At 36.3% G+C, this 15944-nt stretch carries 14 protein-coding genes; all 14 read right to left on the minus strand.

Annotated elements, in window-relative coordinates:
• Window positions 1-19: 19 nt before the first annotated feature.
• Window positions 20-2713, minus strand: coding sequence for an FAD-dependent oxidoreductase (locus HYG86_RS05575; RefSeq protein ID WP_213167935.1), 2694 nt, complete (start codon window positions 2711-2713; stop codon window positions 20-22).
• A 264-nt stretch (window positions 2714-2977) separates the two neighbouring features.
• The gene (locus tag HYG86_RS05580) at window positions 2978-4225 is read right to left on the minus strand and encodes an FAD-dependent oxidoreductase (protein WP_213167936.1); all 1248 of its coding nucleotides are present in this window, start codon (window positions 4223-4225) and stop codon (window positions 2978-2980) included.
• Window positions 4209-5285: a helix-turn-helix domain-containing protein gene (locus tag HYG86_RS05585; RefSeq protein ID WP_213167937.1), complete on the minus strand. Its 1077-nt coding sequence runs from the start codon at window positions 5283-5285 to the stop codon at window positions 4209-4211. The genes HYG86_RS05580 and HYG86_RS05585 overlap by 17 nt, the downstream gene beginning before the upstream one ends.
• Before the next feature lie 143 nt (window positions 5286-5428).
• Window positions 5429-7009, minus strand: coding sequence for a carboxypeptidase M32 (locus HYG86_RS05590; RefSeq protein WP_213167938.1), 1581 nt, complete (start codon window positions 7007-7009; stop codon window positions 5429-5431).
• A gap of 36 nt (window positions 7010-7045) precedes the next feature.
• On the minus strand, window positions 7046-7204 hold the full coding sequence (locus tag HYG86_RS05595) for a hypothetical protein (RefSeq protein WP_213167939.1): 159 nt from the start codon (window positions 7202-7204) through the stop codon (window positions 7046-7048).
• Between the two features lie 261 nt (window positions 7205-7465).
• Window positions 7466-8503, minus strand: coding sequence for an ABC transporter substrate-binding protein (locus tag HYG86_RS05600; protein WP_213167940.1), 1038 nt, complete (start codon window positions 8501-8503; stop codon window positions 7466-7468).
• Between the two features lies 1 nt (window position 8504).
• Window positions 8505-9287 (minus strand): ABC transporter permease, encoded by a 783-nt coding sequence (locus tag HYG86_RS05605; RefSeq protein WP_213167941.1) that lies wholly within the window; start codon window positions 9285-9287, stop codon window positions 8505-8507.
• Window positions 9281-10126, minus strand: a complete 846-nt coding sequence (locus HYG86_RS05610; protein ID WP_213167942.1) for an ABC transporter permease — start codon at window positions 10124-10126, stop codon at window positions 9281-9283. Before HYG86_RS05610 ends, HYG86_RS05605 begins: the two co-directional genes overlap by 7 nt.
• A 1-nt stretch (window position 10127) precedes the next feature.
• Window positions 10128-11150: a spermidine/putrescine ABC transporter ATP-binding protein gene (gene potA, locus HYG86_RS05615; protein WP_425489241.1), complete on the minus strand. Its 1023-nt coding sequence runs from the start codon at window positions 11148-11150 to the stop codon at window positions 10128-10130.
• A 36-nt stretch (window positions 11151-11186) separates the two neighbouring features.
• A complete protein-coding gene (locus tag HYG86_RS05620; RefSeq protein ID WP_213167944.1) occupies window positions 11187-11726 on the minus strand; it encodes a helix-turn-helix domain-containing protein in 540 nt (179 codons plus the stop codon).
• A 253-nt stretch (window positions 11727-11979) separates the two neighbouring features.
• Entirely contained in the window at window positions 11980-13365 is a 1386-nt protein-coding gene (locus HYG86_RS05625; RefSeq protein WP_213167945.1) for a serpin family protein, read from the minus strand.
• Window positions 13362-13919, minus strand: a complete 558-nt coding sequence (locus tag HYG86_RS05630; protein WP_213167946.1) for an RNA polymerase sigma factor — start codon at window positions 13917-13919, stop codon at window positions 13362-13364. The genes HYG86_RS05625 and HYG86_RS05630 overlap by 4 nt, the downstream gene beginning before the upstream one ends.
• 356 nt (window positions 13920-14275) lie before the next feature.
• On the minus strand, window positions 14276-14623 hold the full coding sequence (locus HYG86_RS05635; protein WP_246451900.1) for a RidA family protein: 348 nt from the start codon (window positions 14621-14623) through the stop codon (window positions 14276-14278).
• A 566-nt stretch (window positions 14624-15189) separates the two neighbouring features.
• Window positions 15190-15726 (minus strand): GrpB family protein, encoded by a 537-nt coding sequence (locus tag HYG86_RS05640; RefSeq protein WP_213167948.1) that lies wholly within the window; start codon window positions 15724-15726, stop codon window positions 15190-15192.
• Between the last annotated feature and the right edge of the window lie 218 nt (window positions 15727-15944).

Here is a 15944-nt window from a genome sequence, read left to right on the forward strand (position 1 = left end):
CCTCGTATAATTATTTTAATTAATTGGATTTTTCTGCTCTGAAAATACCAGATACCATTTTCTTTACTTTTCTAGCGGTAATTCTACCTTTACGCTTAATCATATTCTTAACTACTAAAGGTTTAAGTTTTTCAAAGGGTACATTCTCTGCATCGTACTTTCTTTCAAGGGAAATAGCATCGAATTTACATCTGATTGTACATGCCCCACAACCTACACACATATACTCGTCTACGGTGGTAGCACCACAGCCTAAACAGCGCTCTGTTTCCTTTTTTATTTGATCTTCAGTAAAGGTTGGGCGTAGATCTTTGAAGGTTGCTTTAGACTTTGATCCATCAATATGACCTGTTTTTTCCCTTTGTACATGGTCATATCCTTCAAGGACCAAGTTCTCCTTATCAAAGGCATGATACTCTCTCCTATCACGTCCAATAACCAAACTCTGACCAGGATGAACATACCTATGAATTGAAATTGCAGCTTCTTTTCCTAAGGCAATAGCATCTATGGCAAATTTAGGACCTGTTACAGCATCTCCCCCTGCAAACACATCAGCCTCTCTTGTTTGAAGGGTAAAGGAATCTACTTTAACTGTATCGTTTGGGTTAAGCTCAATTTGGGTACCATCTAACAAATTACCCCAGTCCATGGCTTGCCCCACGGAAATCAAAACATTATTTGCTTTTACAATTATGGTTTCATCCTCATCATACACTGGACTAAATTTGCCGTTTTCATCAATTACGGACAAACATTTTCTAAATTCTACACCAGATACTTTGCCATTTTCTATAACAATGCGTTTTGGTCCCCAAGTGTTGCTTATCACTATATCCTCAGCCAATGCTTCTTCTATCTCTTCTTCAAGGGCTGGCATTTGTTCACGGCTTTCTAGGCAGAACATCTCCACATCTGAAGCTCCAACTCTAGTAGCTGTTCTTGCAACATCTATTGCAACGTTACCTCCACCTATTACAACAGTCTTACCTTCAAGTTTAATATCCTTGCCTAAATTAACGTCACGTAGGAAATCCACCCCTGTGGCAACTCCCTCTGCCTCTTCTCCTTCTAAGCCAAGCTTTCTGCCAGCTTGTGCACCTATTGCTAAGTAGAAAGCTTCGTATCCCTGGTTTCTTAGGTCGGAAAGAGTCACATCTTTACCAACTTCCACACCTGTTTTAAATTCAACACCTAGTTCCCTTAGGATATCTATTTCAGCATTTATAACATCCTTTTCCAGTCTATAAGAAGGAATTCCAAGGGTTAACATACCTCCAAGTACTTCTTCCTTTTCAAATACTGTCACTTTATAACCATCGATTCCTAAATAAAATGCACATGAAAGGCCTGATGGACCTGCACCGATAATTGCGATTTTCTTTCCGTATTCATGTCTTTGTCTTGGAACATAACGGGTATCCATGTTCAAATCCTGCTCAGCAATAAACTTTTTAATTTCATCAATAGCAACGGATTCATCAATGTCACCCCTTGTACATGCTGATTCACATTTTCTTGGGCAAATACGACCACAAACTGCTGGGAATGGGTTTTCATGCTTGATAAGTTCAAGGGCTTCTTTGTATCTTCCTTGAGATGCCAGTTTGATATATCCTTGAACGGAAATATGGGCAGGGCATTCTGTTTTACATGGACTTGTACCAGTCTCCACAACATTTTCCCTGTTTGTGCGGTAATCAGGGTTCCATTTGTCTGGACCCCACTGGGTATTAGCTGGGATTTCTTCCCTTATCTTTTCTATTATGGGAGTTATTGTGCAAAGTTTTTGCCCTAATTTTAAAGCATTGACAGGACAGACCTCCACGCATTCTCCACAGGCAACACATTTATCTTTATCCACCTTGGATACATAGTTGGAACGTACCATATCGTTGTTTATGAACATGGAAGCTGTTCTCAAAGCTAGACATGAACATCCACAACAGTTACAAATAGCGTGGGTTTCACCAGGCCCATCGGTATTAGGAATCTGGTGCATAAGGCCGTTTTTCTCTGCTTTATCAATTATTTCAAAGGCCTCTTCACGGGTTATCTGTCTACCCCTACCAGTCCGAATATAGTATTCGGCAGCATGACCAAGCTGTATACACATCTCTTCCTTTAAGTGCCCGCAGCCCTCTCCCATAGCCTCCCGAGCTACTCGACATGAGCAATCAGACACTGTGAAAACATCATTTTCATTTAAGTATTTTGAAACTTCCTCATAGGAAGCCCGTCTTGTTTCTCCATTTATTGACGCTTCAATGGGTATAACACGCATAAGACCAAGTCCCACAGGGAAAGTACCGGCAGTCATTGGCCCCCTTACTCTTCCGTATGCTTCAAAGGCCTCGGCAATCTGGGGATATTTTTTTACATTTTCCCTACTATTAGCCATCATTTCCATGACACCAGGAACCCATATTTCAAGCCAATACTTGTCTACACCCTCTTTTTCACCAACGAAACAAACGCCAGCTAAAGCCAATTCCCATAATAGGCTTTTTGTCTCCTCTACGGATTTTCCACATAGTGGAGCAACTTCCTCGGCACTTAAGGGTTTACGAAACTTTAAACAAAGACCTACCTCTGCCATATCATCTGTAACAACAGGTTCCAAGATTAAGTACTCAGGGTCTTTCGGCGTATAAGTCCCAGACTTTTTTCTTCCAATGTGGTCCGCAAGATCTAATACTTTTTGTTTAACCATTTTTCTACCTCCCACTAAATATTTATGACTATTTTATGTTGTATGCAATTGCTTGTTATAACTTTCACACACCCAGTATATTTTAGAAGTCCTACAGTGTCAAAAATGGGATAAACCCTTTAAATTCAAGGGTTTATCCCACTTTGTCTTTCATGTATGCTTTACAGTATCTTTTCTTTTTACATTTTAATAATGTTAGCTATTTATAGGCTTTTCTCCAACATAGTGTAAATCAAACTTCAAAGTAAAAAATGTCTTTTTACACTAAAAATACTTGTTGAGGAGATATTTAGAGTATCGAATACATTTTTCCATTGTAGCCGTACTCATAATTTCACCTGCTATGTAAACATTCTCCCTTCCTTGGATGGCTTCCATTTTGTCATAAAAACCTTCTTTTAGGCCTTCAGGCTCCACGTATGGACATTGCCTCCAACTTTTAAATTGGTGTAGTCTTGGATTTTTAATGCCTAGCCTTAATAAATCTTCTTTAATAATTTTCAAAGCTTCAGCCCTGGAGGAACCAGGTTGGTTGTATGCATAAACCGTTAACAAGCTCTCATTATCCGTATCCCAGCGGGAGTTCCATATTAAAATGTGACCTTTGTTTTTCTTGTCCAAATTCTCTAATATACATCCGCTTCCCTTCAAAAGTTTGTCAACAGCAAAGGCATAGACATTATAATCTTGATATTTAATGTGTTTTAACAATTCTTTTAAATCATTATCCCTATCATGAAATACCCTTGGGAATTGTTCTATGGGTGCCGTTATGATGATCCCATCAAACTCAAGTTCTCCAAACTGTGTATGCACCATTACTTTTCCATCAAAGGATATTTTATTAACTTTGTGTCCTAATCTTAAATCACCTAGGGTCTGACCTATCCTTTCAATAAAAGAAGAAACTCCATGTTTCCATGTTAGATATTCAGGAAATTCCATAAATGACATTGCTGCATCAAAGTTTAAGATTCTTAATACATATAGGGCGGGAACAGTATCGATATCCCCCAATCCATAGCTAGTGTAGTGATGTGTATATATTTTTTTAATAACCCTAAATTTGTGTAGGTCACACCAAGAGGAAAATGGTAGCATAAGGCCTTCTTCAATGTTACGTATAGAAATATCACCTAGTGATTTGTATTCCTCTAAAACCTCTGGGAGTCTATCAACTTCTTCAAGAAAGTTACCCAGTTCAGCCTTTGGAATTTGCATGATTTTATTGCCATTTCTATCGTAATTAACACGGGATAAATTTGGTCCATCAATCTTGATATTAAATTCTTTCATCAGGTTTTTTAAGTTTTTTTGCACCGGCAGACCAAAAATCCCACCTAGCTCGTAAGAGTTTCCCTTATACCAAATAGTATGCAGCTTACCTCCAAGGCGATTTTCTCTCTCTAGGACAGTTACGTTTTTGTAACCTTTTTTAACTAATCCCGAAGCTATTACTAAGCCAGAAAGTCCTCCACCTATAACAGCAATTTTGCTATCCTTTGTAAGCATTGCCTGTACCTCCTTTTGGCTGGTTTAATAGAGCTAAAATCCAAAGGGGAAGAGTATCAAAATCCACAAGGGTTTCAGCAGCTTTTTCAAGGACAATCTCCGCAGGGACCTTACCCTTGTGCCGTCCATTTGGGATAGGCCTAGTAAAGTTATAATACCTTAAAAATTTGTAAAACTCCCTTTCAAGCTTAGAAAATGAATTGATGTTGTTGCCCAAAACTATTTTACTATAAAACTCTTTGACCAAGAATTCCTTAAACTCATCCATATCTTTAGAGAATGGACTTTGATTGTGTTCTATAAAATTATGTTTAACATTTAACTGCTCTATAAGCTCTTTACCCCTATTGCCTTTAACAAAGTAAGGTGTATACTCCTTTGCTTTTTCTGTAAATAGATTGTCCATTTTTAAATTGAATGTCCTAAGCAAGTACAATATCTTAAGTTCAAAAAAGTACCAGGGGTCGATATCTTTCTTCTTATTATATAATTTTGCTACCCCTAACTTGGAGTTAACATCATATATATAGTATTGATAAACTTTGCCTATACCATCAAATTTACCGATATATTCAATGCGTTGAAGAACATAGTGACATGGATAAGCTGCTTTTTGATTTCTGTTTTTCGAAACAGTAGGCGAGCTGTTTTTTGGCTTTATATTCCTATGAAGAACTTTGCTTTTGGAATATGCTATTCTCTGTGCTTTTTTAGATAAGTTATTGCGTTTTAGAACATTGTATATTCCTGACTCTCCTATATCAAATCCTTCTGCTTTTAACTCATAATAAATCCTCTTCGGTCCATCGGCGGGGTATCTCTCCACATATGCTAATATATCATGCTCAAGATTTTCACTTACCTTATTAGGCATTTTAGGCTTTTTGGGTTCCTTATTTTCTAAGCCACTAATACCATACTTCTCATAGGCCCTGTACCAATTATAGAAGGTTGTTCTGGAGATACCGAACAAGTTACAGGTATTGGAAACATTATTCTCTTTCAAAGCATGTTTTAAAACCATATGCTTGCTATGGGCGTTAAATCCTTCTGCTTTCATGGTGACACCCCTTCCTTTGTGATTACCTTCACCATCTATATACACCTTATTATAAAGGGGTTATCCAGTCAATACCAAGCTTAACTGAAAAAGGAGTCTATCAGATAAAATCCTGATATCACTCCTTTTCTTTCTTTAGTTTCTTAAAATATCTCACTATACTTATTAGCTAAGTAATTGGTAAAAGCCTTTACATTAACTTCTTCACCAGTTACTTCTTTTATTAGCTCTCCTGGGGGTAACAGCTTTCCGTAAGTATATATATTGTCAATCATCCAATTAGTTATATGAGTAAACTCCCCCTTTCTTATTTTTGAACTAATATCAGGAATGTCGATTTTTACCTTCTCCGTTAATTGAGCTGCATATATATTACCCAGAGCATAGGTTGGGAAATAACCAAAATAGCCCTTAGCCCAATGAATATCTTGAAGTATGCCCTCCCCATCATCTTTTGGCAAAAAACCAAGATACTCTTTTGTTTTTTCACTCCACGCCTTTGGTAGGTCATCGACCTCTAATTCACCTGCAATTAACGATTTCTCCAATTCATATCTCACAATAATATGAAGATTATATGATAACTCATCGGAGGATGTTCGTATTTTAGAATTATCTAATTTGTTTACATCAAGGTAAATTTCTTCTGGTGATATGCCTTTCATTTGACTGGGAAAATCATTTGATAGTTCCTGTTTAAAATAATACCAAAAGTCTAAACTCCTACCCACAATGTTTTCCCAAAACCTTGATTGAGATTCATGAACACCATGGGATGCTCCTACAAATAAAGGTGTATTTTCAAGTTCCCGTCCTATATTTTGGTTATATAAGCCATGACCACCTTCATGTAAGGCTGCAAATAATGCACCTTTAAATTTCAATGGATGAAACTTATTTATAGTTAATCGCACGTCACCACTGTTTAATCTCAAGGCAAATGGATGTGGACTATGATCTAATCTTCCCTTACTCATACAAAACCCCATATTATTGAGTAACTTTAAAATGACGTTCTCTTGTTTTGTAACGTCAAACTCTTGAGTAAATATACTATTTTTTGCCTTAGTTGGGTACTCAGAAATTTTTACATTGTCTAAAATTCCCATGATATTTTCTTTTAATGAGTAAAAAATCTTATCCAGTTTCTCTACAGTCATACCTGGCTCATACTCATCTAATAAAAAATTGTAGGGATGCCCTTTATAGCCTGAGGTTTTGACTACTTGTCTTTTGAATTCCACTATTTTCTTTAAGTAGGGCTTTAGTAGAGAAAAATCCTTTTTGAACTTCGCATTTTTCCAAACCGACTGAGCCTGTGTCCTAATATTAATATAATCCCTATAACTCTCTGGTGATATAGACATTAACCGCAAATAATTCTTATTATCTTCTTCCAAAGACCTTTTTAAAATAAAGTTCAGATGCTTCATGTTATCTGGTTTACTAAGCTCAAAAAGAATGTCTCCCATTTCATCTGAAGTTGATAACTTGTATTGTTCAGATGAAAGTGTGGAGATAACTTCGGATCTTACACCTATGGCTTTTGGGGGAGCTCCCGTACTAAGATCCCAATTCAGCAATCTAGCTGCTTCATCTAGATGACTAATTCTTTTATTTAATTGCTTATAATACGCAATTTTTTGTTGTAATTGAATATGTATATAGACCCCTCCCTTTTCTAAAATACTGATACTAACATTACCTAATACTCTTCTCGACATTCAAAACATTGTATCATGCAACTATTTTGGAATATTTTACTGGCAACAGCTATGTTCCTCATTAGTACATTCACAATCCCTCATTGTTTTCTTTGAGCTACAACAATTCTGCTTGTTCTGTTCCCTTTCACAGCAATCTGAGTCTTCCCCCTTAGCAATCTTAAAAAGGTCTTTCAATGTTAATTTCTTGTTCATTTTAAAATCCTCCTTAGTTTCAACAGCTAATATTTGAGCTACTTGTTATTTTAATTGTATACTACAATCATTGTATTTTTCAATCATAATTTTATAAAACTCATAAAATCATCTTAATTAATCCAACACCTTAGATGTTATTTCGATTTTCTGTATCATTTTTCAATTTAACCACTTCTCATCTTACAAAAGGAGACACCTGAAACGTCAGACTGTCTCCTTAACAAAAAACCTAAGCTTCTCAGCTTAGGTTTTTTGTTTTTATTGGTTTTTAACTTCTCTCCAAACTCTACTGTATACATCTAAAAATGTCCCAAGATCTATAAAGATTTCAGCTTTATCTATTACTTCATCACTTGGGTATAGTACTTCATTATTCTGAGTTTCTTCATCTAATAATCCTAGTGCTTCTGTGTGTGGTGTAGAGTATTCAATGTATTCAATATTAGTTTTTGCCACTTCGGATTTTAGCATAAAGTTAATGAATTTCTCAGCGTTTTCTTTGTTCTTTGCACCTTTAGGAATAGCCATGTTGTCTATAAATAGGTTACTTCCTTCTTTAGGTACTATATAGTCGAAGCGCTCATCTTCTGATATAACTTGCATTGCTTCACCGGACCATGTCACAAAGAAAGTAGCTTCCCCTGCCATGATCATATCCTTACCCTCATCATTTACATATACAGGGTTTACATCTGTTCTTTGTTGGATCAACAATTGTTTTGCTTCTTCTAATTCTTGCTCACTTTTAGAATTTATTGAATAGCCAAGATAATTAAGTGCTACAGCTATTGAGTCTCTCATACTATCGATCATGAAAACTTCATTTCTATATTTCGAGTCAAATAGAATACTCCAGCTATCAACTGTCTCGTTTACCTTTTCAGTGTTATATAAAATACCTAGGGTTCCCCAAACATATGGAACAGAAAATTTCCCTTCTGGATCATAGTTAGTTCCCAAGAAGTCGCTGTCTATGTATTGATAGTTTGGAACATTAGTATAGTTTATTTCCTCAAGCATGTCTTCACTGATCAGTTTAGCAATCATATAGTCAGAAGGAAAAATTACGTCATAGTTTCCACCAGCTTTTAGTCTAGCATACATGGACTCGTTTGTATCATACTCATCGTAAATAACTCTAATACCGTATTCTCTTTCGAAGTCACGGATTAGGTCCATGTCCATAAAATCCCCCCAGTTGAACACATGTAGAACTTCTCCACTGGAAGAACCACATCCTGCTAAAGCAGTAACCATTAAAGATAATAACAATATTAGTGATGCGATTTTTTTCATTCTAAAACCCTCTTTCTTTTTCTTTATCTTTTTGGAAATTTATTAGAAGTAGTAGTATTAGTACACTACAAAAAAGAAGTGTGGATAATGCATTTATTGTTGGATTTATTCCCCTTCTTGCCATGGAGAAGATTGTTATGGACAAGTTTGAAACCCCTCGGCCTGTTGTAAAGAAACTGATTACAAAATCATCAATTGACAGGGTAAACGCAATAAGGGAACCGCTTACAATACCTGGAGTTATCTGAGGTAAAATCACTTTTTTAATGGCATACAAAGGCTCTGCTCCTAAGTCCATGGCAGCTTCCATGGTGTTAGCTGGTAGCTGCCTAAGCTTTGGTAGAACCGACAATATTACATATGGTATACAAAATGTTATATGGGCTAGTAACAGTGTAATAAATCCCAGTGGGATGTTTAGAAATATAAATAGAAGCATTAGTGACAGTCCTGTTAGAATATCAGGGTTTAACACTGGAAGATAGTTCAAGTTTAACACCAATTGTCTTTCTAAAAACCTCATCTTATAGATCCCTATGGCAGCAAAAGTTCCAATAATCGTGGATATCATGGCAGCTAGTATAGCAATAATCAGTGTATATCTAAGGGACTGCATTATTTGATCATTACTAAATAGTTCTCTATACCATCTTAAAGTAAAGCCTTCCCACGATGTCCTAGATCTTGAATCATTAAAGGAGAATATCACTAGTACCAAGATTGGAGCGTATAGGAATAGGTACATTAAGAAAACATAGGTATTTGTCAAAAATTTTCTTACCATATGGCTCCCCCCTGCTCCTTGTCGTCACCCTTTTGTAATACAAACATAAACACTAAGATAAATGTCATCATGATTATGGAAACTGCTGAACCGAAATTCCAGTTGTACTCTCCTAGAAATTGCTGTTCAATTAAATTTCCTATCATTTCTACCCTACCTCCACCTAAAAGCCTTGGTATAACGAAAGTGCTAACAGATGGCATAAAAACCATTGTAACTCCTGACAAAACCCCAGGTAAGCTTAAGGGAAATATTACTTTTATAAATGTTATAAATTTATTGGCACCTAAATCTGCTGCAGCCTCCAAGACACTTCTATCCATTTTAACAAGGATTGTGTAGATGGGAAGTATCATAAAGGGAATAAAATTATATACCATACCTAAAATTACAGCTGTTTCAGTGTAAAGTATGTTTACAGTGGGAAGGCCAATGCGGCTTAAAAAGCTATTGAGTATACCCTCTCGGCTCAGTATGGACATCCACGCATATGTTCTGATAAGGAAGTTCATCCACATGGGAACAATGAGCAATAGCACAAGGTTACTTTTTGCCACACCTTTCATCCTACTTAAAATCATAGCTAGGGGGTATCCCAAAATTAAGCAAACAACAGTGGTTATAAAAGCTAATCGTAAAGACCTAAATAGTATATTTAGAAAAATTCTAGGGTTTGTGTAGCCAGCACCTGTAAAGAATACTTTGAAGTGCTCTACAGTAAAGCGTGTGGTACCATCTATATCTTGATATGTAAAGCTATAGAAAAAGGTCAATAGAAGGGGAAGTAGTATAAAAATAAGCATATAGACTACATAGGGGTACGCTATCCACTTTTTCATTTTATTTCCTCATTATGTGGATATCTTCAGGATCGATGTTGATACCAACCCTTTGGCCCACTGGAGCCATATCAGTACTATGCACTGTCCAGCTATAGTCATTACAAAGGATTTGCATCTCATAATGCACACCTTTAAATATAACTGACTCAACTACCCCCTGCATGGTTCCCTCTTCTTCTTTAACTATCAATAAATCCTCTGGCCTTACAACAACATCCACCTTTTCCTCTTTGCTAAATCCTTTATCTATACATACAAACCTAGTATGGCAAAATGAAACATCAAAGTCATCATGCATGATACCGTCTATAATATTGCTTTCTCCTATAAAATCAGCTACAAAAGCATTTTTCGGCTCGTTATATATATCAATAGGTGTCCCCACTTGTTGAATTTTACCTTTATCCATTACAACTATGGTATCTGACATGGTAAGGGCCTCTTCTTGGTCATGGGTTACATAAACAAATGTGATTCCTAACTGCCTTTGCATATTTTTAAGCTCTATCTGCATTTCTTTGCGGAGCTTTAAATCCAGTGCACCAAGGGGCTCATCTAACAACAATACTTTTGGTTCATTTACCAATGACCTAGCTATGGCAATCCTTTGCTGCTGACCACCACTTAATGACTCTACATTTCTCTTTTCAAGGCCTTTTAAACCAACTATAGCTAGCATCTGCTCGACTTTTTCTTCTATGGTCTTTTTAGGCATTTTTTTTATTTTAAGGCCAAAAGCGATGTTTTCAAAGACGTTGAGATGCGGAAATAAGGCGTACTTTTGGAAAACAGTATTTATCTGTCTTTTGTAGGGCGGTAGGTCATTTATTTTCTTATCAAGGAAAAGTATGTCCCCATTTGTGGGATTTTCGAATCCCCCTATCATTCTAAGTGTGGTAGTTTTACCACAGCCACTTGGCCCAAGTAGAGTCAAAAATTCGTTTTCTTTTATGTACAGATTCAACTTGTCAATTACGATTTGATCCCCATAACTCTTGTGAATATCTACGAGGTTTATCAAAGATTTTTTCACATAAATCCTCTCCTTCCCTAAGGCTTAAAAAGATGGTGGAGAACTGACCCACAGCACCCTTGCTGAAGATTTTCCCCCATTACTTATATGGTGATTAGTGTTACTTTTAAAATAAAAACACTCACCTTTCTTACACTTAAACTTTTTATCTCTATAGGTAATGTTGATACTACCTGCTAGTACATAGCCAAACTCTTCTCCCTCATGGGCAGCCTCCTCGTGGTAACTCCCATCTTCTTCTAAGGTAAGTAAGATTGGCTCCATAATATTCTTTTGGGCATTTGGTACCAGCCATTGCAAGTTAAATTTAAGATTCTCGTTGTTAGTTTCGAAAATATCCTCTGGTCCGTATACAATCTTTTCTTCAGGTTGTTCGCTGAAGAAACTCTTTAGATCTGTTCCAAGACATTCTAGTATATCAATGAGTGTAATAATAGAAGGAGATGTCAAGTTTCTCTCCACTTGAGAAATAAACCCTTTAGATAGTTCACATCTTACGGCAACTTCTTCTTGTGTAAGTCCTTTATCAATCCTAAGCTGCTTTAGCTTTTTTCCAATATCCATAAAGTACAACTCCTTAATATATATTAGGCAACTAATAATCTATTACTAAACTCCGTGTTTACTTTTACTAAACAAGCACTAATTTATTATACAACTTTTTAAACATATTTCAAGGGTTTTTATGGAAATTTTTATATTATTTTTTTATAAAGTTTCCCACAATAAAACAACCAGTTCAAATAAAGAACTGGTTGTTTTATTCACTTAATCTATCATATCTACTCTAAAGAAGTACTTCTCCATACTTTCGTCCCTATTTAGCAGGATTCTCTATTACACCAACGAAAAGCAGACTACCATTTTGTGCCTTAATACCGTAGATAAAGGGCCTATTGAGAATCATATCTGCCCGTCCTGTAGGGGGGGCAGAGCCTGCATAATCAATTTGAGTAAACGCAGACGCTTCCACACCATTTTCGTCGATGGCAATATGAGTTTCTTGACGCACACTGTTAATGAAAGCCTTTTGTTCAGTAATCCCAGTAAAATCTGCATCAGCTGTGAATACCTGGCTTAAACCAAGGCTTTTGAGAGAGTCAGTCATCTCAAGTTTTGAACTAAAACTAAATTTAGGTATTTTCCATACTACCTGGCCAGTGAATTCCTCTCCACCTTCAAAAGTCTCCCTCATTTGCTCAGGTGATGAAAGTAGCTCGTAAGGTGATACCCCCTCATCTGGCAGTATGAATACCATTTCATTATAATTTTTTAGCCATAAACCAGCCCGTGTAAAGCCTTCTCCTTTTGCAAAATCTGACCACCCTATTTGATTCATAAAATCGTTTTTAACAACATTTCCGTCCAGTAGATGGAACAAATCTTGGGCAGTTTTGCTTTTGTCAAAACGGTCACTCCATTCATCATAGAAATAAACTGTATTGAGTATTGACAGTATTTGCTCAGGGCTCGTATCAATTATTGGAGAAATGGTACCATTGGTGTTAGTGGATATCCAGCGGCCCATTGCTTTTCCTGTATCCTTATTGGCAAAATCCACACTGTGGGAGCTAGCGAAGAAATATTTAGCGGCATGCTCTACATAATCTTCTTTAAATACAATGGGAATACCGTTCATATCATTATCCATCCAGATGGAGTTAGCGATTTTAAGCTTTCCAATCTCATTATCTTTATAAAGCCTGTGGTACAAATTTCTGCTCTGTGCAGAGAGGAATTGAGCATCGGGAACCCCTAACAAAGCTAGCAATTGTTCCTCAGTGTCATTTCTAGCACCAGAAGCTGCAAGGGACAGGGCATAATACAACGAGAGGGGTGAATAATTGATATTTTCTCCAGCTTCTGTAAGTATTAGTGAGCCAGTCCTATAGGAGAAATCATTGAGTGCAGCAATTATACTTTCATCTACTGGGTTCTGTTCCATAACTGCTAATCGTGCTTGATGGTCTTCAAAAGCATAGGCCTTCGGATAAGTCACATCCAACATAACTCCCGACCAAGGACTTGAATCCTCACCCCTAGGAATCAGTACCCCAATTGTTACTATTAGCAAGGCACAAGCTACCATAGCAGTCCATTTCTGCCAGACATAGCCTTTCTTTTTGAGCTTTGTTAAACTTGCTTCTTCTATCAGCTCATCACTGACATTTGTAATGGCATCAAATATTTTCTTTTCTTTCATATCAAAACACCCTCCTTCTCAAGTGTACTCTTAAGACTTTGCCTCAACCGGTACATACGTCCCGCCAATTTATTAGGTGTTGTACCACACTCATCTGCCAATTTATTAAGTGGATCACCGAACCAATACCGGTGCAGGAACAACACACGATCATCCCTAGAAAGTGTATAGAGCCAATCACTAATAACCTCCGACAGCTCTTTTCCTTCTACTTCATTTTCTACATTTCCCAAGGTAGGAATGCAGTCAGACAGTTCAGTAATCAGCAACTCGGCACCGTTGTACCGTTTTTGTGCACGATTTTTGTGCCAACGGTTGATTGACAGGTTTCGTACAATACGCCCTAGGTATGATGCAAGGGACTTAGGTTTTTGTGGTGGTATTGCATTCCAAGCTTTGCAGTAAGTATCGTTAACACACTCCTCACTGTCTTCGCAATTTGACAGGATGTTTAATGCAATACTGTTCAACAATCGTCCGTATTTTGTGTCGGTCTCCTGTATGGCTGCTTCGTTGCGGCACAGGTATAAATCGATGATTTGCAAATCCTCCATGGCGGGATCCCTCCTTTCTGCAATGTGGAAACCCTTCACTTATATAGACAGAAAATCAGTGTACATATTCGCGAAATGTAGTATGTTATTTTTCAAGATTTCTCCAATACCTTTACACTTGAGATACTCTATTTACCTCCTTCTCCTATTCTCCAAAATAGCATATAATACCTTTATTCTTGGCATTCTATCAGTATACTAATAATAGTTAGCTAACTGTTTTTAGTATACTGATACTTCTAACCACCCGTAACAAACCTCTAACCAAGCCTACAAAAAAAACCCAAGCTTTTCAGCTTAGGCTTAGGCTTAATCTTCAACTTTTAGAAAGAGTAAAACATTTAACAGAAGATATGTTAACCCTGCTTTCTATATGCTATACCGTCCATCATACATAAGCAGGTTGACGTAACAAAATCTGTCGTGGTTGTCATTCTTGCAGGAAAACCATTTTCGAAGTACTTATAAAAAACATCTCTCGCCTTCCTGAAATCTTCAATATTTTTAAGATATAAGTTTATTTGAACCATGTTTTCCAATGTGGCACCAACAGACTCTAATGTTTCTCTTAAATCATTAAAAGTTGCTTCCATCTGGTACACAATGTCATTTCTATCGTTACCTCCCGAATGGTGAGCTAAAAATATGTAATCACCAGCAACAACACATGAAGAACAGGTATCATCCTCACAATTCGTAGACATTCTTTTTATCATAGATTCATCCCCAATCATATTTTTATCAATATAAAGATTGTATCGAACATACTTTCTATTGTCAACATTGATTATTAACTTTTCATATTAATATAGCCCGATACTTCAATTAAAAAATATAAACCCTAAAAGTTAAGGCCTCTTAAGTATTGAATTTGAATCCCTAATCCCATTTTGACTCCATTGTGATCACGTTCTGTTACGGATTATTAAGTTAACAGAAATCTATACACCACCCACCAACTCTAATTCTTAGATCCAACCTTTTTAACGCCTTCTCTATACATTTATAAACTTGCTAATTTTATCATAATACTCGATCAAAATTTCATTGTACTTATTAGCACTATAACCTTCATAAAAGCTTTTTCTATCAGCGCTATCCTTGAAGTAGTAATCTATTATAGCTAAATCATAGTAAGGATCGCCTACGTCTATAATTTCAGGTGTGATTTCCTTATATCTAGATTTAATACTTTATTAATCACAAAATCACCTCATCTTTATTTCGTCTTGACGACCATAATATCCATTTATGGCTTCTTACCCCAAATCTAGGATAGCCACATCTGTACACTGGCCTTTCGTACTATACCTTCGATAAAATTGCTTTTACCTTTAATATAATTATCTATATCGTGTGGATACTGCTCAGCTAAATGCATCTTTAACTTTGCATACTCAGTAGTAACCTTCTTGTTTTTTCTCAAGTAATCTCTAAAAGCTAACTGTCTTAAATGTTCAGTGCTACCTTTCGGGCAGACATACATATGATAATTCATAAATTCATCTTTAAAAGATCTTCTAAATCTTTCTCTGCCTTTAATTCCACCATCTCCATCATGGTTATAACCTAGCTTTTTAAGTTCTTTCTCTAATAAAGGAAAAACCTCATATGAGTCAATAATGATATTAAAATCAATAATAGGTTTAGCTGCAAGACCTTCAACAGATGTGCTTCCTACATGAACAATATCAATTATCATATCACCTATGTAAGGAATAAGCATCGCCTTAATTTTCAAGAACTCCTCTTTCCATTTTGGATTATATGGCTCTACTACTATTGTTCTTTTCGAGTTTTTCTGCATTCAATTCTACTCCCTTCTTATATATACTTTGACTATAAAGTTTAATTAAAATCTTTTTTTACTAAGGAATAAGCTCCTTTACTTATTCGCTAAAATAGCACTTATTTCCTTTGCTTTGTAATTATCTTTAGCCAAACATATGGAAGTTAATATTGGAACCTTTGCCCAAAGGCTAATCTAGTAAAAATTATTTTTAGATCTGCATGAAACTATAAAAC

Source organism: Alkalicella caledoniensis (assembly GCF_014467015.1).
Classification (GTDB): Bacteria; Bacillota; Proteinivoracia; order Proteinivoracales; family Proteinivoracaceae; genus Alkalicella; species Alkalicella caledoniensis.

What these genes read in the sequence shown, in the direction of transcription:
- HYG86_RS05585 (WP_213167937.1), bottom strand. Translation starts at nt 5,285, where the DNA reads ATGAAAGCAGAAGGATTTAACGCCCATAGCAAGCATATGGTTTTAAAA.
- HYG86_RS05605 (WP_213167941.1), bottom strand. Translation starts at nt 9,287, where the DNA reads ATGGTAAGAAAATTTTTGACAAATACCTATGTTTTCTTAATGTACCTA.
- HYG86_RS05600 (WP_213167940.1), bottom strand. Translation starts at nt 8,503, where the DNA reads ATGAAAAAAATCGCATCACTAATATTGTTATTATCTTTAATGGTTACT.
- HYG86_RS05635 (WP_246451900.1), bottom strand. Translation starts at nt 14,623, where the DNA reads ATGTCTACGAATTGTGAGGATGATACCTGTTCTTCATGTGTTGTTGCT.
- HYG86_RS05590 (WP_213167938.1), bottom strand. Translation starts at nt 7,009, where the DNA reads ATGTCGAGAAGAGTATTAGGTAATGTTAGTATCAGTATTTTAGAAAAG.
- HYG86_RS05595 (WP_213167939.1), bottom strand. Translation starts at nt 7,204, where the DNA reads ATGAACAAGAAATTAACATTGAAAGACCTTTTTAAGATTGCTAAGGGG.
- HYG86_RS05610 (WP_213167942.1), bottom strand. Translation starts at nt 10,126, where the DNA reads ATGAAAAAGTGGATAGCGTACCCCTATGTAGTCTATATGCTTATTTTT.
- HYG86_RS05640 (WP_213167948.1), bottom strand. Translation starts at nt 15,726, where the DNA reads ATGCAGAAAAACTCGAAAAGAACAATAGTAGTAGAGCCATATAATCCA.
- HYG86_RS05580 (WP_213167936.1), bottom strand. Translation starts at nt 4,225, where the DNA reads ATGCTTACAAAGGATAGCAAAATTGCTGTTATAGGTGGAGGACTTTCT.
- HYG86_RS05575 (WP_213167935.1), bottom strand. Translation starts at nt 2,713, where the DNA reads ATGGTTAAACAAAAAGTATTAGATCTTGCGGACCACATTGGAAGAAAA.
- HYG86_RS05630 (WP_213167946.1), bottom strand. Translation starts at nt 13,919, where the DNA reads ATGGAGGATTTGCAAATCATCGATTTATACCTGTGCCGCAACGAAGCA.
- HYG86_RS05625 (WP_213167945.1), bottom strand. Translation starts at nt 13,365, where the DNA reads ATGAAAGAAAAGAAAATATTTGATGCCATTACAAATGTCAGTGATGAG.
- HYG86_RS05620 (WP_213167944.1), bottom strand. Translation starts at nt 11,726, where the DNA reads ATGGATATTGGAAAAAAGCTAAAGCAGCTTAGGATTGATAAAGGACTT.